The sequence below is a fragment of the Thermosynechococcus sp. genome (assembly GCF_046299655.1).
Taxonomy (GTDB): domain Bacteria; phylum Cyanobacteriota; class Cyanobacteriia; order Thermosynechococcales; family Thermosynechococcaceae; genus Thermosynechococcus.
The window spans coordinates 12,178-30,947 of record NZ_JBKBHZ010000022.1 but is presented as its reverse complement, the minus strand read 5'-3'; the positions used below and the strand labels follow the sequence as shown (position 1 = coordinate 30,947).

Genomic DNA, 18,770 nt, shown 5'->3' with positions numbered 1-18,770 from the left:
TCGCGGATATTGCGAATCACCGGTTGACGGAAGCTCGCTTGGTAAATCGAGGACTCACTGCGAATATTGAAGGCGGCAAGGGCGGGGGGGCGGGTAATTTCGCTGTCTGCTTGCACGGTGCGAATGGTGAGTGTGCCATTCATGGCATTTTGGTTTTAGATCAAGCAGCAAAATAAATACGAAAATCTGTATTTTTCTTCTTGTGGGTGAACCCCAAGGAGTCATTGGCGTGAGGAGTGGTAGACTCCTGCCTTCAGATTTTAGCTGATCACCTGTGATTGTTGGTTGGCAAGGTGAAGCGATCGCCCCCATCTATCAACGTGATTCAAGCTGGGGGAAGCGCCGTTTGGGCAGTACCATCAGGGTTATCAACAAGGGCAGATTCATCAATGGCCAAATCAAACCAAAAGGTACTGCCGACCCCCAATTCACTAATTAAATGAATTTGGGTATTGTGCTTGTGGATAATATCTTGGACAATCGCTAGCCCCAGCCCGGTTCCCTCTAGGGTATGCACGCGATTCTCGACGCGGAAAAATCGTTCAAAAACCCGGGGTTGATCCTCTGGGGCAATGCCCATACCCGTGTCGGCCACTTCAATGCGCACCCGCTCCTGCTCTGGATCGCTGGGGGGATGCCAGACATAGGCACGAATTGTCACCCGTCCATTTTCGGGGGTAAACTTCAAGGCATTACCCACCAAGTTCGTGAGGGCACCAACGAGCAGATCGTAGTTGCCCCAAACCGGTGGCAGTGGGTTTTCCACCTCAGCCGTCAGCGTAATGGACTTATTGGCAGCATTGAGTTGGTAGGTGCGCATGATCTGATCAATCACCTGCGCCATCTGCACGGCGCCAAACTGATAGGGGCGACCCGATTCGAGGCGGGAAATATCGAGGAAATCATTGACAAGACGAGTCAGGCGATCGGTTTCGTGGTTAGCGGTTTCGAGGAATTCCTGTTGCTCTTTTTCACTAAGGCTGCTGCCGTACTCTTGAATGGTTTCGATGATCGATTTGATATTGAATAGGGGTGTGCGCAACTCATGGGAGACATTGCTAATCAGTTGCGCTTTGGCTTCATTGAGTTCCACCTCGCGGGTAATGTCCTGAATGGTAATCGCAATGCCCTTGGGTTTTTCCCGCTGCACATCCATGACCGTTGTCAGCAGAATCCGTACCGATCGCGAGCTAGGCTCTTGCAGCGTCACCCGAAATTCTCCCCCTTCTGACTCCCCCTTCGTTGCTTTGAACAGAGGACAGGTGAGTTTTTCGCACACCGGCGCTGGAAAGCAGTTGAGGGCATTTTGACCAATGACATTCATCCCCTCCCAATTGAAGAGACGCTGAGCCGTGGGGTTGACCAGAATAATCCGCATGTCGGTATCCAGCAAAATCGCCCCATCGGCAATGGTAGACACCAAGGTATCCAGTTTGGCTTTCTCAGCTTGGAGTTCCTCAATGTTTTGAGCTTCGTAGGAGGCGAGGCGCTCAGCCATGTCATTAAAACTAGTGATCAACTCCCCCAATTCACCGCCAAAGGGCAGGTTAATGCGTTGCTTAAAATTTCCCGCTGCAATGTTTTTTACCCCCTGCACCAATTCTTTGATGGGCTGGGTAATGGTGAGGGCATTGAAGACACCCCCCAAAATCACCATGATCCACAGCGAAACAAAGACAGCGATCGTCAAATCGCGGGTAAGATTGGCAGAGGTAATAAACGCTTGGTTCGGGTTAATCCCCAAGGCAACAACCCCTAAGTTTTCACCATTAAAGGTCAGGGGGACAAAAACATCAGCAACTAGGCCATCAGGGGTTTGGTGTTGGCGCACCAAGGGTTCTTGGCTAGCACGATAGGTCTCTGGCAGTTGAATACGGCGGCGCAGCGTCAAGGCACTTTCCACTTGGGGGGCAGAGTAGGGCAGGCCATAGTAAATTTCCCCTTCGGGATCCGCATAGAGGATGTAGCGAATACTGGCACTGCGCTCATAGAACTTACGGGAGAATTCAGCCACAGCAGCGGTATCCCCTTTGGCTACGAGGGGCGCCACATCAGCGGCTAGAAGTAACCCCAAATCACGGCCATAGCGGGTGTCATTGAGGTGGGCGTTGGTTTGAATGGTGTTCACTGCCCAAAAGGTGAGGCCACTCATGAAGATCGAGACCACAAGGGTTGCAGTGGCCATGAGGCGGGTTTGAATTTTGAATTCTGACCACCAACGGGCGATTCCTCGCAATTTATCACTCCAGTCCCCTTGGGTTTTCTCTGTTTTCAAAACCACCATTGCGCCTAATGCTACGAAAAATTTTCTCTGATTCTACGGGATTTTGCTTACATCTTTATTGTGGCATCTGCAAGAGGCTCCAAGCGGGCAAACTCTTCAATGCGCCGACTGTAGTGCTGGAGCATTTGCTCAGCCCACTTGGCATCGGGACTGTTGACATACAGATGGACCAATGGCTCACTGGCATCGGGCAGAATCAGCACCCAATGGTCAGTATGGGGTTCACCAATTTTGACGCCGTCAATGAGGCTTAAGTGGTTGCGGGGGTGAGTTTCCACTAGGTGGCGCATCAATGACCCTTTGGCAATCCAAGGACAGCGAATCGGGCGGTGATAGTAGTGGATGCGGGGCAGTTCTTGGCGCATGACGGTGAGGGGTTTGCCAATCAGTGCCAGCAGTTCGATCAGGGTGGCGATCGTAAACATGGCATCAAATCCCGGATGCAGTTGCGGAAAGATAAAACCGGTTTCCGCCGAACCCCCCAGGACAACGCCATTATGGTGTTGACAGGCTTCCATAAGATCAGTGGGGTTGCTGCGACTGCGGATAATCTGTCCGCCTTGCTGGCGGGCGATCGCCTCCACGGCACTAGAGGTTGTAACCGGCACTACTACTGTCCCTCCCGGATGGGTCAAGAGGGTCAAGTAGGTCATTAGAGCTGTGAGTTCTTGGTCACTAAACACTTGACCGGCATTGTCCACCAAGGTCAACCGTTCGCCATTGGCCGAGACTTGGACTCCTAAACTGGCAGAAAGTGCTGTCACCACCTGTCCTAGTTCCCGCAGCAGCCGCTGGCGCTCGAGAATATTTAGGGGCGTCGGGTGGAGAGTGGCATTGAGAACCACGGCATCACAGCCAAACTTACTGAGGATTTGCGGCAAGACAACCCCAGAAACGGCATAGGCATAGTCAATCACAATTTTGGCGGGGCTACCGTAAAATAGTTGTGTATTCAGCCACTTTTCAAAGCCTTGGGCATAGGCGGCCACGCAGTTGTTGGGATGGGTCATGACACCGACATCCGTGAGTAGGGCACGGCGAATCTCTTCGCGGAAGTAGGCGGTTTCAATTTGCCGCTCTTTGGCTTTACTGAGGTTGATGCCCTTGTGGTCAAAAAACTCAATCAAGAGCTGATCGGCGCGATCGGGATGGGCACGCACATGAATCCCCCCACTGACTGAGAGGGTTTGGGCAGCAAAGCGGGCAATCGGCAGGGCGATCGCCTCCAAGTTGAGGACATGAATCCCCACCGACATCAACCCCGACATCAGGGCATGGGCCACCATCCGCGACACATTTCGCTGATCTCGCGACACCAGCACACTGGTTCCCGGCTCAAGGGTTGAGGCATAGGCTGCCGCCAGCCGCACGGCAAATTCCGGCGTAATGTCCACATTGGCCACACCAGCCACACCCCGCTGACCGAAGAGATAACGCTGCCCCGTTGTGCCCCAGATTAGGCTTTCATTCACAATGGCGCCTGCTTCAATGCGTTTGCCTGGCCAAAGCCGCACCCCCTGACTGAGGCTGGCTTCTTCCCCTACCACACAGCGACTGCCAATAATCACCCCTTCGTGGAGTGTTACATGGCGATCGACATAGACATGACGCGCCAAAATGCAATGCTCCAATTCACTGTCATCCCCAATAAAACAGCCACTCCAAGCCACCACCGAGCGCAAGCGACTGCCATTGCCAACAATCACGTTATCCCCCAAGACCGTCCCTGCCCCAAGGCTCACCCCCACACCGAAGCGGCAGTTATTTCCCAAGACGAGCGGCGCCTGTAGCTGAAGCGTTTGGGGTAAGGGGGTGTTGTGCCCAACCCAAATTTGGGGCTGAATTTCATGCCCCTGAATCTCCAAGTGCACGCGGCCATAGAGGGCATCCTGTTGCACCTGTTGGTAGGTTTGCAGACTACCGACATCGCACCAATAGGCATCGGTGATATAGCCATACATCGGCACATCCGCCTGCAGCAGCAACGGGAACAAATCCCGCGAAAAATCCCGCTCGATGCCGCTATTGAGATAATCCATCACGGTGGGGCTGAGGATGTAGATGCCCGTATTCACTGTATCCGTAAAGACTTCCCCCGCTGAGGGCTTCTCCAAAAACCGTCGCACTCGACCCTCACTATCGGTAAAGACAATACCGAACTCCTTGGGCTGAGGCACACGGGCAAGGATTAAGGTTACAGGGGCACCGTGCTGGTGGTGAAAACGCAGGGCCTCGGTTAAGTCCACATCGGTAATGCTATCGCCGCTGACCACCAAAAAAGGATCTGTGAGGAGAGGAGCAATGTTTTTTACCGAACCTGCTGTGCCAAGGGGTTGCTCTTCCTCAACGACATAGCTCAGGTGCACCCCAAACTCATTCCCATCGCCAAAATAGTCCCGCACAACATCGGGGAGATAGTGCAATGTCATGACCACATCATCTAGGCTATGGCGGCGCAGGAGATTGAGAATATGCTCGGCAATGGGACGATTGACCACCGGCACCATTGGCTTAGGTAGATCACAGGTGAGGGGGCGCAGCCGAGTACCACTTCCTCCGGCCATGAGGACGACACGCACTGTTTTCTCCTTTGTTAAATCTCGTCCTAAGATCCCAGTGTAGGGGAGGACGGAAGGCTAAGGGGGTCGGGTCGAGGAAACTGCAATCATTTTTGACACTCCAGAGCCTGCTAACTACACAAAAAACCTACCCTTGATGGAGGGCAGGTTCAGACTGACAATATGACAATATTTAGACTGACAATATGACGCGATCGCCCTTAGGCAGTAAAGCCAGCTTTATATTCAGCGATCGCCTCTTTTAGAAGCGCTTCCGCTTTTTCATCCAGTTTTTGAGTCGTGCGGATGATTTCACCATACTCTGGCTTGCTTGTGTGCAGGTAGTCTCGCAAACCGGCAACAAACTTGGCCACCGCCTCAACGGGAATATCATCAAGATAGCCATTGGTCCCCGCGTAAATGGTGGCCACTTGGTATTCCACCGGAATGGGTGAGTACTGGGGCTGCTTAAGAATTTCCCGCAGGCGCTGACCCCGTGCCAGTTGGTTTTGGGTGGCTTTATCCAAATCAGAGGCAAACTGGGCAAAGGCTTGCAGTTCATCAAATTGCGCCAGCTCCAGTTTCAGTTTCCCCGCCACCTGCTTCATGGCTTTGATTTGGGCGGCGGAACCTACCCGCGACACGGAGATGCCAGCGTTGATGGCAGGGCGCAAGCCAGCGTTGAAGAGGTCAGAGGAGAGGAAAATTTGGCCGTCGGTAATGGAGATAACATTAGTAGGAATGTAGGCAGACACGTCACCGGCTTGGGTTTCCACAATCGGGAGGGCCGTCATACTGCCACCCCCAAGGGCATCGTTAAGTTTGGCGGCACGCTCCAAGAGGCGAGAGTGGAGATAGAACACATCCCCCGGATAGGCTTCACGACCGGGGGGACGACGCAGCAGCAACGACATTTGCCGATAGGCTTGCGCCTGTTTGGAGAGATCGTCATAGATGACGAGGGTGTGCTTGCCTTGGTACATAAAGTACTCAGCAATGGTGGCACCGGTGTAGGGGGCAAGATACTGCAAAGCGGCTGGATCACTGGCATTGGCAGCAATCACAATGGTGTAGTCCATTGCTCCCCGCTCCCGCAGCACGTTCACCACTTGAGCCACACTGGAGGCCTTTTGACCAATGGCCACATAGACGCAAATCACATCTTGGCCTTTTTGATTCAGAATCGTGTCAACGGCAACAGCGGTTTTCCCCGTCTGGCGATCGCCAATAATCAATTCCCGCTGACCGCGACCAATGGGAATCATGGCATCAATGGCAGTAATCCCCGTTTGCAGCGGCTCACACACGGACTTGCGCTGGACAATGCCGGGGGCGGGGGATTCAATGAGGCGGGTTGCCGTTGTATGAATCTCTCCCTTTCCATCAATGGGGCGCACCAAGGCATCCACAACACGCCCAATCACGGCTTCTCCCACCGGTACCGAGGCAATTCTGCCGGTGGCGCGCACCGTACTGCCTTCTTCGATCCCTAGGCCATCGCCCATCAGCACCACCCCCACGTTATCCTCTTCGAGGTTGAGGGCAATTCCCACGGTGCCGTCTTCAAATTCCACCAATTCCGAGGCCATTACTTTGTCAAGGCCATAGACACGGGCAATACCGTCACCCACCTGCAAGACAGTACCGACATTGTCAACCTTAATCGTTTGTTCGTACTGCTCGATTTGCTGGCGAATAATGCTACTGATTTCGTCGGGTCGGATGCTTACCATAGAAGTCGCTCTCAAGGATTGAACGGTTTACAAAAGGGGACGTTAGGCAGCTTGTGCCAAGGTGAGACTGAGGCGGCGGAGTTGACCCCGCAGGCTGGCATCAAAGATTTGGGAGCCAACTTTAATGACTACACCGCCAATCAGTTCGGGATCGCAGGCCGTGACAAGCTCCACATTGGCAGCACCAGTCATGGCTTTCACTTTCTCAACCACTGCACGGCGTTGATCGTCGTTGAGTTCGACGGCACTGGTCACTTCCGCCAAGACCACATTGCGGAGCTTGCGTACAAGGGCACGATACTGCTCGCAAATAGGGCCAAGGAAGTTAATCCGCCGTCGATCCACAAGCAGCATCAAGAAGTTGAGGAAGTAGCCGTGCACCTGATCCACGGTCAACTGCCGCAGCACATTCTTTTTGGCTTCAGCCTTGATCAGTGGATTCGCCAGAAACTGTTGCAGTTCACTGGAGTTGGCCAAAAGTTCCAGCATCAACTGCGTGTCCTGCTGAAACTGATCAATGAGGTTGTGAGCTTGTGCCAACGACAGCAGTGCCTCGGCATAAGGTTCAACAAGTTCACCACGGACAGTGGTCTGCATCATTTGCCTCCTAATAGGGCAATACTGCGATCAACAAGGGTGCGCTGCAGATCTGGATTCTGGCTCAAACGCACTTTAAGTTGATTTTCGGCCTCTGCTAAAGCCATAGCGGCAATCCGCTCCCGAATTTCAGCGATCGCGCGTTCAGTGGCAGCACTGGTATCTTGGGAAGCGGTTTCCTTCAAGCGCTCGATTTCCCGCTTCGCTTGGGCAAGGAGTTCTTCCTTTGCGGCCTTAGCACGGGCAAGAGCCTCTTCGCGGATGCGCTGCGCTTCCTGTTTGGCCTGAGCCAGTTTTTGCTGCTCTTCGGCAAGGCGGGCAGCGGCCACTTTCTGGCGTTCTTCGGCTTCGGCAATTGCAGCAATAATCTGCTGCCGGCGATCGCCTAGGGTTTTGCCAAGCACCCCCCGCCCAAAATACACCAATACCCCAATCAGGATGGCAAGGTTGATCAGATTAGTTTCGAGCAAATTGGTGTTCAGCCCAAAATGCCCTACCTCTTCCATTGCCAATAAGAATACTGCGTCCATGACCCACACTCCTAGGCCAGTAACTTCGCTAACAACTGCTCACTCAAGCTGGCAACTTGACCCTCAAGCGCTTGCAGTGTCGCCTGCTTTTGCTGATCAATCTCTGCTTGAATCTTGAGTAACTCTGCCTGCACGGCCTGCTGAGCTTCAGCAATTTCGGCGGTAGCAATTTTCTGAGCTTCGGCTCTGGCCTCTTCAATCAAGGCTTGGGCTTGGCGACGGGTATTGGCCAATTCCTGCTCATACTGCTGAGCCAGCTCAGTGGCCTGTTGCAACCGCTCCTTGGCCTGCTGCAAGTTCGTTCGGATATACTCATCCCGATTGTCCAGCGCCTGACCCAAGGGCTTGTACAGCAGCGCATTCAAAATGACCGTCAGGACTAGGAATTGCACAGCCATCAGGGGTAGGGTGGCATCAAAATCAAACATCAGTCTCTCCAGAATGGGGAATCGGGGGAAAGCTCATCCAAGCCTCCCCCACTGGGATTCATTAAGATGCAAAGGGATTAGCAAACAGGAGCACTAGGGCAATCACCAGACCATAGATGGTCAGGGACTCCATGAAGGCCAAGGTCAGCAGGAGGGTACCGCGAATTTTACCTTCCGCTTCTGGTTGCCGCGCAATCCCTTCTAGAGCTTGACCAGAAGCATTCCCTTGAGCTAAGCCAGGACCTAGAGAAGCTAAGCCAACAGCCAGTGCAGCAGCTAGAACAGAAGCAGAAGCGACTAACGAATCCATAGTTATTTCCTCAAGACGTAGTAGGACGAAACAAAATTTCCAGAGATAACAATAGCAGGGTATGTACCCCTTTTAGGAGTGAGCCTCTTCGTGCTCACCGCCATGTCCCTCCATAGCCTCCCCAATATAGGTGGCTGCGAGGGTGGCAAACACAAGGGCTTGAATGGCACTGGTAAAGAGTCCCAAGGCCATCACGGGCAAGGGCACAAACAAGGGCACCAGCAACACCAAGACCCCCACCACCAATTCATCCGCCAAGATGTTGCCAAAAAGACGGAAGCTCAGGGAAAGCGGTTTTGTAAAATCTTCCAAGATGGCAATGGGAAGTAAGACAGGCGTTGGCTCGATGTACTTGGTGAAATACTTCAGCCCTCGCTTGCGCAGCCCGGCATAGAAATAGGCCAAGGAGACCAGCAACGCCAAGGCTACGGTGGTATTGATGTCATTGGTGGGTGCTGCTAACTCCCCTTCTGGCAGTTCAATGAGTTTCCACGGTACCAGTGCCCCTGACCAGTTACAAACGAAAATGAACAGGAACAGTGTCCCCACAAAGGGAACCCAAGCTCGGTACTCGTGCTCACCCATTTGGTTCTTGGTCAAATCGCGGATGAATTCTAGGGCGTATTCCATGAGGTTTTGAATACCACTAGGCACCCGTTGAATATTCCGCGAGGCTGCAAAGGCTGCTGCGATCAAAACAGCCATCACAAACCACGTGGTGATGAAGACTTGACCATGAACCCTGAGGTTGCCGATGTACCAGTAAAAGTGGTGTCCCACCTCCAACTTGGCAAGGGAAAGAGCTGTCCAAAGGTGTATCAAAGGCATCATGCCTCCGCGCTCGGTTGTCTAAGCACTACAGTGAGCCAGTATTTATGAAAACGGCAAAGCCGTACGGAAGGTATAGACCAGAATCGCCGCTTTGTAGGTCAAAAATCCCAAAAAGACTGGAACGATATGGAAGTCTTGCCAACGGGCTGCCAGCAGAATGACAACCACAACGACAAGAAGTTGTGTTTTTCCCAGCTTTTTCCGGTCATGTCCTAGACGCTCCACACTGCGGGTTAAAAGGCGCAGATAAATTAAACCTGCACTTGCCCCCAAAAGGTAATTCAGGGCTGTGTTGAGGCCGTAAATGAGCCAAACCGCTCCAAAGGCGATCGCCATCAGCACGAGGCTTGTCGTGAATAATTCGCGACAGAGCTGATAAAACTCCGCCATCGAGCCGCCCTTCTTTGGGGAATTGGCCACGGTTGATGGCGCAGAGGGTGCCGAAGCAGAATCGGGAACGGTCACAGCAGAATAGGGAGCATCCGAGGATGCCTTGAACTGGCCACTAAGCATCCTATCACGCAGTGGTTACATTTCATTACGGGATTCTGCTGCATCTATAGTGCTGTTCATTTCACTGCGAATGTGCCGCTCAAGGAGTTGAAAAATCTCCTGTAGGCGTTGCGGATTGGTGAGGTAGAGGTATCCTAGTAGGGCTTCAAAGCCAGTGGCTTGGCGGTAAATTTTGGCGGCGACTCGCTTTGGGCCATCGGCAGCCGCATTACGACCCTGACGAAAAATCGAGCGTTCGGTTTCGGTGCAATACTCCCAAAGAAAGTCCATGTAGCGGGCTTGACTTTCGGCACGGACATGCGCCACCACTTGGCGATGGTAGGTGTTGATGCGTTGGGGTGGGGTTAAAAAGAGCCAGCGAATAAAGAGTTCATAGACGGCATCACCGAAATAGGCCAAAGCCGCCGGCGGCAGTTGATGGGCGGGAATTTTGGGGGGGACAAGGGGCAATAGTCCAGCAGAGTCAAGCATGACGTTTCAGCAAAGGTACCCCCCTTAGGTTGACTGCCAGAGGAACAGAATATCTAAGAATGGGTTTCCCCCGTAATTTGGGCGATCGCCGTCGCTAAATCGGGCTGAAGGGGCAAAAAGTTTTCTAAGCGAACGAGTTTAACCGTTTGGGTGACGCGGGGGTTGGTGACAATTTGCAGTTGACCCTGATGCTCTTGGGCTTTTTTGGCCAGTTGTACCAAAACGCCGAGGCCAGAGCTGTCAATAAACTCAATTTTTGAAAGATCTAAGATGACGTTGGCAGGTCCATCGTCAAAACACTTACTAATGACCTTGCGAAAGGCCGACTCGGAAAACGCATCAATGAGACCCGTCAGGCGAAACACTTGATAGTTATCGCGAATCTCACGGGTACCCCTTAAGCTTTGGGTGAGGGCAAGTGGTTCAGAAATGAGAGCCTCCTTTGCCGATAACTGGATACACAAAACGATAGAAGACAAGTATAGATAAAGGCGGCATTCTTGTCTATGACTTGAGCAGCAACTCAACAAAAGTTTGGAAGCGCAGCAACGGCAGGAAGCGGTTTGCCAGAATCAGATCAGGTATCGCCCCTCGGAGTCGCCCCAATGAAATTCTCCAAACTCGTGATGAGCCTTCTCAGCACTGGCAGTCTTGGATGGCTGAGTTTAGCCATTTTGGCTCAAGAAACGCCAGCGGCAACTTATCCTCCCGAGGCGATCGCGGTCTTTATGCAGGAGTGTCAAACGAAATTTGCAGCGCAAGCGCCTCCGGGCTTTGGCGATCGCGGCGATCGGTATTGCACTTGCCTGATAAACCGCCTCCAAGAAAAAATGAGCTATGAGCAGTTTCAGCAAATCACGCCCGACAATGAACCGCCAGAAGTTAAAGCTGCAACTAATGGTATTGGTGCTATTTTCTAGTGCGCCTAGGATGGAGGGGCGATGAGCCTACGCCTATTTTGGCATCGTCGCGATCTGCGGCTCAGTGATAGTGTCGGGTTAGCGGCTGCCTACGCCCAAACCCCCAAAGTGGTTGGCATTTTTTGCTTTGACCCGGCGATTCTCAGTGCACCTAACATTGCGGCGGTGCGAGTGACATACCTTGTTGGTTGCCTACAGGCCTTGCAGGAATCCTATCAGCGACTTGGGGGGAGCTTTTTAATTTTTCATGGTGACCCGCGTCAAGTGCTGCCCCAAGTGGCTAGTGGCTTAGGGGCGGTGGCGGTGCATTGGCATGAGGATGTGGAACCCTATGGTCGCGATCGCGATCGCGCCGTGGCCGCTGCCCTTAAGGAAAAGGGGATTGCGGTGGAAACCGCTTGGGATCAACTCCTGCATTCCCCTGAGGCTGTACAAACCAAACAGGGACAGCCCTACACGGTCTATTCCCCCTTTTGGCGCAACTGGTCAAGCCTCCCTAAACCAGCGCCTGTCCCTACCCCCAGCCACCTCGAACCCCTCACTGACACAGAACAAGCCGCAGCGACAGCCTTGGGGGCTATACCTCTTCCCACCGCCAAGGATTTGGGATTTCATTGGTCCGGAGAACTGATCCTTGCTGCCGGTGAAGCTGCTGCCCAAGCGCAACTGGAAAAATTTATTGACCAGCACATTCAAGACTATGGCGAGCAGCGCAACTATCCGGCGCAGCCTGGAACCTCCCTCTTAAGCCCTGCCCTCAAGTTTGGTGTCATTGGTATTCGCCAGGTCTGGGCAGCCACCCAAGCCGCCATGGCCACAGCCCGCAGTGAAGAGGCAAAAATGAGTATTCGCACGTGGCAGCAGGAATTGGCTTGGCGGGAGTTTTATCAGCATGCCCTCTACTGGTTTCCGCATTTAGCAGAGCGCCCCCATCGCGAAGGATTTGCCGCTTTTCCTTGGCTGAATAATGCAGAACACTTTGCCGCTTGGTGCGAGGGTCGCACTGGTTACCCAATTGTGGATGCAGCGATGCGCCAACTCAATGAAACGGGTTGGATGCACAACCGCTGCCGCATGATTGTGGCCAGTTTCCTCACCAAGGACTTGCTGATCAATCCCCAGTGGGGTGAACAGTACTTTATGCAGAAACTCATTGATGGTGACTTGGCAGCCAATAATGGCGGTTGGCAGTGGAGTGCCTCTAGTGGCATGGATCCAAAGCCGCTGCGCATTTTTAACCCTGCGAGTCAAGCGCAAAAATTTGATCCGGAGGCGGAGTATATTCGCCGTTGGCTACCGGAATTGCAATCCCTTGACACTGCCGATCTAGTGACGGGGAACATTTCGCCCCTAGAGCGGCATCGCTGCGGTTATCCCCTACCGATTGTGGATCACAGGCAGCAACAGCAGCGATTTAAGCAACTCTATCAACAACATTTTCGTTCCCCAATTGTTTGAGCCGAGAATTGCCATTCCCCAGATCAGTCCAACAGCGTTATCCTGAAAAAGAACGATTTTTGCGGTTGCATCGCGCCCATGAATATTCTTGGTAGTCTGCTCACTCCCCCCACCACCCCCGTCCAAACCCGTCCCCGCCGTGGCATTGAAATTAAGTCCAAGCGAGAAATTGAGATTATGCGCCAAGCCTCGCGCATTGTGGCCACGGTGCTCAAGGAAATTTCCCAGATCATCGAACCGGGGATGACGACAGCAGATCTGGATGCCTATGCCGAAAGACGAATTCGGGAAATGGGGGCAACACCGAGCTTCAAAGGCTATCAGGGTTTTCCGGCCTCCATTTGCGCTTGCATTAACAATGAGGTGGTTCATGGGATTCCCAGCCCCCGCAAAGTGATTCGCAGTGGCGACATTGTCAAGATTGACACTGGTGCCTACTACAACGGCTTCCACGGCGACTCCTGTATCACAATCCCCGTCGGGGAAATCTCCGAGGAAGCGGCCAAGCTGGTAAAAGTGGCGGAAGAGGCCCTCTACCGGGGCATTGAACAGGTCAAAGAAGGCAACTACCTCATGGATTTAGCCGGTGCCATTCAAGACTATGTGGAGGCTAATGGCTTTGTCGTAGTCGAGGATTTTACTGGTCACGGCGTGGGGCGCAATCTCCACGAGGAACCCTCCGTGTTTAACTTCCGCACCAATGAACTCAAAAATGTGCGGCTGCGGGCAGGGATGACCTTGGCCATTGAACCGATTGTGAATGCAGGGTCAAAACAGGTGCGCATTTTGCGCGATCGCTGGACAGCGGTTACGGTTGATAATTCCCTCTCTGCCCAATTTGAGCACACGGTCTTGGTCACCAAAACGGGCTACGAAATCCTCACTGATCGCGCTCTTGTCTAGCCCCTATGACTAAAATTCCGCCCGAAGTCCTCGAACGCCACTGCTTTTGCCGCAGTCGCAAATTCTTTTTTGAGGTCAATCAGTACCGCCTGCCCCATGGCTCTGTCTCTATTTTGGGAACTGTGCGGCATCCAGGGGGGGCATTAGCTGTCCCAGTGACTCCTGAGGGCAACCTAATCCTCGTCAAACAATACCGCTTTGCCACTGAGGAATACCTGCTGGAGTTTCCAGCGGGCACCGTTGAGAATCACGAAAAGCCCTTTGCCACCATTGAGCGGGAGATTGAAGAGGAGACAGGCTACCGCGCCCACCACTGGCAAAAACTGGGGGAGTTTTACATTGCCCCTGGCTATTCCGATGAAGTGATCTACGCCTATCTGGCCACTGAGCTGGAGAAACTAGAGGCACCCCCACCGCAGGATACGGACGAGCACATCGAAATTGTCGAGTTCTCTCTATCTGACTTGGCCGCCGCAATTCATAGGGGTCAAGTGAAAGATGCCAAGACTGTCACCAGTTTCTATCTAGCCTTGCCCTATCTTCAGCCCACTTGAGCACTGAAGTTGTTCGTAAACGTTTGTAAGCATCCTGCAGCGCCCCCAGTCTTGATCCCTCAAGGTGAGATAATGCGGAAATAATTTAAAGGTTATACGTGCTGACTCACAGCCGTTTCAATTGGGACATTACTGAGTGTTTGATTGTTGAATTATGGAGCTAACCCATCGGCCTCGCCGTTTACGTCGCACGGCTCAAATTCGTCGCTTGGTGCGCGAGCATACCCTAACCACGGGAGATTTGATCTATCCGGTCTTTGTTATGGAAGGGGAAGATCAAGTGCAGGAAGTCCCCTCGATGCCCGACTGCTATCGCTATACACTGGATCGCCTGATTTTAGAACTGAAGGAGGTCTATGCCTTAGGCATTGGGGCGATCGCCCTGTTTCCCCTGATTCCAGAGCACCTCAAGGACAATGCTGGCACTGAAAGCTACAATCCCGAAGGTCTTGTCCAGCGATCGGTACGGGCGATTAAGGCTGTCTTACCCGACCTGCTGATCTTTACCGATGTTGCCCTTGATCCCTACAGCAGCGAAGGCCACGATGGCATTGTCAAAGATGGCGAAATTCTCAATGACGAAACCGTAGAGGTGCTGGTCAAACAGGCGGTGAGTCAAGCGGCGGCGGGGGCTGATTTTGTGGCGCCGTCGGATATGATGGATGGCCGTGTCGCTGCCATTCGAGCGGGTCTAGATGCCGCAGGCTACACCCATGTGGGAATTCTTGCTTACTCTGCGAAATACGCCTCCGCCTACTATGGGCCTTTTCGCGATGCCTTGGATTCGGCACCAAAATTTGGTGATAAAAAAACCTACCAAATGGATCCCGCCAATGTGCGTGAAGCAGTGCGGGAGGTCAGCTTGGATCTTGAGGAGGGAGCAGACATTGTAATGGTCAAGCCAGCGCTTGCCTACATGGACGTGATTGCTCAACTGAAACAGGTCAGCGATGTTCCCGTTGCCGCCTACAACGTTTCCGGGGAATACGCCATGGTGAAAGCTGCTGCCCGCAATGGCTGGATTGATGAGAAAAAAGTCGTGCTAGAAACCCTTCTCGGCTTCAAGCGAGCAGGTGCCGATGTCATTCTCACCTACCATGCCAAGCAGGTGGCACAGTGGCTGCAAGCGGGGTTAGATTAGGCACTCGCTTCCCGCAGTTTACGGGTAGTTTGAATCCAACTGGCAATCATTTTGTCCACTCGTTCATCCAGCTTGGGATCACTCAATTGTCCCTCTGGTGTGAAGGCCTGCCACGCCTGGCCAATGGCGACTTGTTCGGGAATCACCCAAGCATGTACCCAGCGCAAAATCACCCGTAGGTCATTGAGAGCATTGCTGTTGGTTTGACCACCAAGGACGCTCATCATGGCCACCACTTTGCCACTGAGATGTTCAAAGCTGAGGAGATCAAGGGAGTTCTTGAGCACACCACTAATGCTGCCGTGGTACTCGGGTGTCACCAGCAAAATGCCATCGGCTGCTTTGACCTTGGCTCGAAAGGTCTCCACATCGGGGTAGTCAGGGTAGCTCTCAGCACCAGTACAAAAGGGAAGCGTCATTTGTCGCAAATCAAGACGTTCAACGGTGACCTCTTGGGCGGCTGCTTTGGCAATGGCAATATCTAGGGCGCTTTGAGAGTAGGAGCCATCCCGCAGGCTCCCTGCCCAACCAATGAATTTAAGCATAAACAAACTCGTAATGACTATGGCTTATTATACAAAATTTAGATTTGTAAAGACATCCTCCCTATGAAGGAACCTCACTCAGGGAAATAGAACTGCCTGTGGCCATTTGGGCAATGACTCGTTGCAACTGCGCTAGCGATCGCTCGGCCTCAAGGTAGCGATCCTTCCAGTGTCGAACGGCGGTTTCCTGCTCCCGTGCCTGCTGTGCTTGATGGAGAATTTGCTCTTGCAGTTCGGCAATTTGGGCTTCTAGGTGTTGTAGGCGTTCCTGCTGTTGGCTATTGCGCGCCTCTAGCTCTTGGTTGTAATGCTGGGTGGTCATATATTGCAAGCGCTGCTGCTGGTAGTCCCGTTCCAACTCCTGTAACTTGGTTTGGGTTTTGAGCAGGGTTTTACTCAGTCCCTGAATAACACTGTTTTTGCTGGCCTCTGATCCTTGAGCCTGTTGCAGCGCACTAATGACCCGTTCTTGAGTTTCAATTAGATAGTTGGCTTGGGTGAGGCGACGACTGAGATCATCAATTTGGGTTTGGCGATCGCTCAACTCGGAGCGGGCTTGCTCAAGGCGGGCTTGCAGCAAGGCTTTTTCCTCTTGAACTTGGCGCAGTTGGGATTCAAGGAGTTGGCATTCCTGTTCCCGTTGTCGCAGCAGATGATGACTATTCACGAGTTTCGCTTCGAGGGCATCTTGAGCTTTAAGTAGCCGATCCACTTCCTGATGGAGGTGCTCAATTTCCGTTTGCGATTGCTGAAGAATGGTTTCCAAGGATTGGCGATGCTGACTCACCTCAGCTAGCTGATGAGCACAGGTGGTTTGGGAGCGCAATTGTTCTTGGAGAGCCACGATCGCCTGTTGTTGAATCTGAGCGGTTTCCTCAGTGCGCGCCAATAAATCCTCAAGAAACGCTTGATTGCGCAGCTGTTGTTTTAGTTCATTGATATAGAGTTGGCACTGATCAATGGCTTGCTCTAAATGTTGGATGCGCCGTTGGCTATTTTCACCCTCTGAGGCTGCATCAGAGGCCAGCGAGCTGTCCGCCAGAGGCTCAGAGATCATCGGATTCCATGGAAAACTGAGTTGCTGGGGAGGCTGTGCTTCCATTGGATGGGATGTGAAAATTGCACCACTTTTCCTTAGTCTAACGGTAGCAGGAATGGAGGTTACACCCGGGTCAAGACAAAGAGGCTGCCTTCATTGCCGCGGGCAATTCGCAAATCCTCATCGAGGTAGGTAATGTCAAGCCAGCCCTGTTGAGCATTGCTATTGAGAGGTACATCTAAGGCAATCAGTGGCTGACAGCTGTGGAGTTGGGGAATGAATTGGGAGGGAGAATAGTAATTGAGCCACTGACGCAGGCCAACAATCGAACGTTCAAAGTACACCTGTACCCGCTGTTGGGTTAGGGGTTCAAACCGCGCCAAGACACTGATAATCCCCTCAAGGAAGGGCAACCCATAGAGTTCAGCAATGTTGTAGATGCGCTGCTGTTGGGGACGAATGCACTGATAAATTTGCCCTAACTTTACAACGGGAGAGCGATCTAAGGCGAGAAGGGCCTGACTACTGGTGTAGATGAGGCGCCAGTCTCCGGCTAGTTTTTCCGGGGCATTGAGGGGATCGGGAGTGGGGTTCATGGCTTCAAGGGAGGCGGCAAGGGCAGCCACCTGTTTGCGATCGCGCGGTGTGGCGAGAATGCCTCGATTTAGGCCAGCGATCGCCATCAATAATTCTGTTTTTGCCACAGTTGACCCCTCCTTGTGCAAGAAACTTTTTCGACGCGATGGGTTGCGTCAAGCCCCCCCTGATTCGAGAATGGGAAGCATGCCCCTTCCATTCAGGTTAGCGAAATGCGGATCGCGCTATTTACCGAGACATTTCTGCCCAAAATTGATGGCATTGTTACCCGTTTGTGTCAAACTGTCCGCCATTTGCAACGGCATGGCCATCAAGTGTTGGTAGTGGCTCCCGAGGGTGGGCTAGATCATTACGAAGGCGCGCAGATCTATGGCGTTTCCGGTTTTCCCCTCCCATTGTATCCTGAACTCAAATTAGCGCTGCCGCGACCCGCCATTGGTAAAGCTTTGGCTGCTTTTGAACCCGATCTGATCCATGTGGCGAACCCGGCGGCTCTCGGGTTAGCGGGTCTCTACTACGCGGAGAAATTTCACCTGCCCTTAGTGGCCTCTTACCATACCCACCTGCCGCAATATTTGAAGTACTATGGCCTAGGGTTTCTTGAGGAGGTGCTTTGGTCGCTGCTGCGCTGGGGACACAACCGCGCTCAATTGAATTTGTGTACCTCGACAGCAATGGTAGCAGAACTCAAGGCGCACGGTATTCGCCATCTCCGTCTTTGGCAGCGGGGCGTGGATGTGGAGTTATTCCATCCCCAACGCCAAAGTCAGGAAATGCGTGACTTTCTTAGCCAAGGACATCCGGAAGCCCCCCTGCTGCTCTATGTCGGTCGCCTCTCGGCTGAAAAGGAAATTGAGCAGATTAAACCCATCCTAGAGCAGATACCGCAGGCAAGACTGGCCCTAGTGGGGAATGGCCCCCATCGCGAAGCCCTTGAAAAACACTTTGCTGGTACGCCCACCCATTTTGTCGGTTATTTGCGGGGTGAGCGCTTGGCAGCAGCTTTTGCCTCGGCGGATGTCTTTGTCTTTCCCTCCCGCACGGAAACCCTTGGTTTAGTTCTCTTGGAAGCGATGGCGGCGGGCTGTCCGGTGGTGGCTGCCAACAGTGGAGGCATTCCCGATATTGTCACCGATGGGGTGAATGGCTTTTTGTTTGACCCAATGGATGCCCAAGGCGCAATTACTGCGTGCCAACGCCTCTTTGATTCGCCGGGCGATCGCGAGCGGATTCGCCACAATGCCCGTCAAGAAGCAGAGCGCTGGAGTTGGGCAGCGGCTACCCAGCAATTAGAGGAATACTATCGGTCTGTGTTGCCGGTTCCGCAACGGCATGTCGCCCTTAGTCGTTGAGAGTCG

At 53.0% G+C, this 18,770-nt stretch carries 20 protein-coding genes; 6 read left to right on the top strand and 14 right to left on the bottom strand.

The features are described 5' to 3' along the window. Positions 1-325: 325 nt before the first annotated feature. From nblS to ACK4HN_RS11360, 11 genes are all read right to left on the bottom strand, one after another. On the bottom strand, positions 326-2,284 hold the full coding sequence (gene nblS / locus ACK4HN_RS11410) for a two-component system sensor histidine kinase NblS (protein ID WP_409877686.1): 1,959 nt from the start codon (positions 2,282-2,284) through the stop codon (positions 326-328). A 47-nt stretch (positions 2,285-2,331) separates the two neighbouring features. Further along, positions 2,332-4,863, bottom strand: coding sequence for a sugar phosphate nucleotidyltransferase (locus tag ACK4HN_RS11405; protein WP_409877684.1), 2,532 nt, complete (start codon positions 4,861-4,863; stop codon positions 2,332-2,334). Positions 4,864-5,063: 200 nt separating this feature from the next. Further along, positions 5,064-6,575 carry a F0F1 ATP synthase subunit alpha gene (gene atpA / locus ACK4HN_RS11400; RefSeq protein WP_409870087.1) on the bottom strand — a complete coding sequence of 504 codons (1,512 nt, stop codon included), beginning with the start codon at positions 6,573-6,575 and terminating at the stop codon, positions 5,064-5,066. A gap of 42 nt (positions 6,576-6,617) precedes the next feature. Further along, positions 6,618-7,175 (bottom strand): ATP synthase F1 subunit delta, encoded by a 558-nt coding sequence (gene atpH, locus ACK4HN_RS11395; RefSeq protein WP_409870085.1) that lies wholly within the window; start codon positions 7,173-7,175, stop codon positions 6,618-6,620. Next, entirely contained in the window at positions 7,172-7,702 is a 531-nt protein-coding gene (locus tag ACK4HN_RS11390; protein WP_409870083.1) for a F0F1 ATP synthase subunit B, read from the bottom strand. The genes atpH and ACK4HN_RS11390 overlap by 4 nt, the downstream gene beginning before the upstream one ends. 11 nt (positions 7,703-7,713) lie before the next feature. Further along, on the bottom strand, positions 7,714-8,130 hold the full coding sequence (locus ACK4HN_RS11385) for a F0F1 ATP synthase subunit B' (protein ID WP_409870081.1): 417 nt from the start codon (positions 8,128-8,130) through the stop codon (positions 7,714-7,716). 61 nt (positions 8,131-8,191) lie between these two features. Beyond that, entirely contained in the window at positions 8,192-8,440 is a 249-nt protein-coding gene (gene atpE, locus ACK4HN_RS11380) for an ATP synthase F0 subunit C (protein WP_409850276.1), read from the bottom strand. 72 nt (positions 8,441-8,512) lie between these two features. Next, positions 8,513-9,271, bottom strand: a complete 759-nt coding sequence (atpB, locus tag ACK4HN_RS11375) for a F0F1 ATP synthase subunit A (RefSeq protein ID WP_409870080.1) — start codon at positions 9,269-9,271, stop codon at positions 8,513-8,515. A 42-nt stretch (positions 9,272-9,313) separates the two neighbouring features. Continuing rightward, complete coding sequence (locus ACK4HN_RS11370; protein ID WP_409870078.1) at positions 9,314-9,784, bottom strand: ATP synthase subunit I; 471 nt, start codon at positions 9,782-9,784, stop codon at positions 9,314-9,316. Positions 9,785-9,799: 15 nt separating this feature from the next. Then, positions 9,800-10,255, bottom strand: coding sequence for a Mini-ribonuclease 3 (locus tag ACK4HN_RS11365; protein WP_181494293.1), 456 nt, complete (start codon positions 10,253-10,255; stop codon positions 9,800-9,802). 53 nt (positions 10,256-10,308) lie between these two features. Next, positions 10,309-10,719, bottom strand: coding sequence for an STAS domain-containing protein (locus ACK4HN_RS11360; protein ID WP_409870090.1), 411 nt, complete (start codon positions 10,717-10,719; stop codon positions 10,309-10,311). A 141-nt stretch (positions 10,720-10,860) separates the two neighbouring features. On the opposite strand from ACK4HN_RS11360, the gene ACK4HN_RS11355 reads away from it, so the two are divergent. From ACK4HN_RS11355 to hemB, 5 genes are all read left to right on the top strand, one after another. Beyond that, a complete protein-coding gene (locus ACK4HN_RS11355) occupies positions 10,861-11,175 on the top strand; it encodes a hypothetical protein (protein ID WP_409870076.1) in 315 nt (104 codons plus the stop codon). A gap of 21 nt (positions 11,176-11,196) precedes the next feature. Further along, positions 11,197-12,633: a deoxyribodipyrimidine photo-lyase, 8-HDF type gene (locus tag ACK4HN_RS11350; protein WP_409870074.1), complete on the top strand. Its 1,437-nt coding sequence runs from the start codon at positions 11,197-11,199 to the stop codon at positions 12,631-12,633. Between the two features lie 78 nt (positions 12,634-12,711). Continuing rightward, on the top strand, positions 12,712-13,536 hold the full coding sequence (gene map, locus ACK4HN_RS11345; RefSeq protein WP_409870072.1) for a type I methionyl aminopeptidase: 825 nt from the start codon (positions 12,712-12,714) through the stop codon (positions 13,534-13,536). 5 nt (positions 13,537-13,541) lie between these two features. Further along, positions 13,542-14,090: an NUDIX hydrolase gene (locus tag ACK4HN_RS11340; RefSeq protein WP_409870070.1), complete on the top strand. Its 549-nt coding sequence runs from the start codon at positions 13,542-13,544 to the stop codon at positions 14,088-14,090. Between the two features lie 154 nt (positions 14,091-14,244). After that, positions 14,245-15,231: a porphobilinogen synthase gene (gene hemB, locus ACK4HN_RS11335; RefSeq protein ID WP_409850260.1), complete on the top strand. Its 987-nt coding sequence runs from the start codon at positions 14,245-14,247 to the stop codon at positions 15,229-15,231. Here hemB and ACK4HN_RS11330 read toward each other — a convergent pair. The 3 genes from ACK4HN_RS11330 to ACK4HN_RS11320 all read right to left on the bottom strand — a co-directional run bounded on the left by ACK4HN_RS11330 (position 15,228) and on the right by ACK4HN_RS11320 (position 17,519). Beyond that, complete coding sequence (locus ACK4HN_RS11330; protein WP_409877682.1) at positions 15,228-15,776, bottom strand: NADPH-dependent FMN reductase; 549 nt, start codon at positions 15,774-15,776, stop codon at positions 15,228-15,230. The genes hemB and ACK4HN_RS11330 overlap by 4 nt on opposite strands. Before the next feature lie 61 nt (positions 15,777-15,837). Beyond that, positions 15,838-16,833, bottom strand: a complete 996-nt coding sequence (locus tag ACK4HN_RS11325) for a hypothetical protein (RefSeq protein ID WP_409877680.1) — start codon at positions 16,831-16,833, stop codon at positions 15,838-15,840. Between the two features lie 104 nt (positions 16,834-16,937). After that, positions 16,938-17,519 carry a PAP/fibrillin family protein gene (locus ACK4HN_RS11320; RefSeq protein WP_409877678.1) on the bottom strand — a complete coding sequence of 194 codons (582 nt, stop codon included), beginning with the start codon at positions 17,517-17,519 and terminating at the stop codon, positions 16,938-16,940. Between the two features lie 105 nt (positions 17,520-17,624). Between ACK4HN_RS11320 and ACK4HN_RS11315 the strand changes: the two genes are divergently transcribed. Continuing rightward, a complete protein-coding gene (locus ACK4HN_RS11315; RefSeq protein WP_409877676.1) occupies positions 17,625-18,764 on the top strand; it encodes a glycosyltransferase family 4 protein in 1,140 nt (379 codons plus the stop codon). The last annotated feature ends 6 nt before the right edge of the window (positions 18,765-18,770 follow it).